The following is a 223-nucleotide window of genomic DNA, read 5'->3' as shown; positions in this document are numbered from 1 at the left end:
GCTCATCTGATAGCGCAAGGCCCGAAGGTCCCCTGCTTTCTCCCGTAGGACGTATGCGGTATTAGCGTCCGTTTCCGAACGTTATCCCCCACTACCAGGCAGATTCCTAGGCATTACTCACCCGTCCGCCGCTCTCAAGAGAAGCAAGCTTCTCTCTACCGCTCGACTTGCATGTGTTAGGCCTGCCGCCAGCGTTCAATCTGAGCCATGATCAAACTCTTCA

At 55.2% G+C, this 223-nt stretch carries 1 rRNA gene; it reads right to left on the bottom strand.

What is annotated here, in order from left to right:
* Window positions 1-223: ribosomal RNA gene (locus tag KO536_RS24145) — 16S ribosomal RNA — on the bottom strand; the annotation flags it as partial.

Source organism: Pseudomonas sp. NKUCC02_KPG, assembly GCF_019345465.1.
In the GTDB taxonomy this organism is placed as follows: Bacteria; Pseudomonadota; Gammaproteobacteria; order Pseudomonadales; family Pseudomonadaceae; genus Aquipseudomonas.
This window is presented reverse-complemented; position numbering and strand designations above follow the sequence as displayed.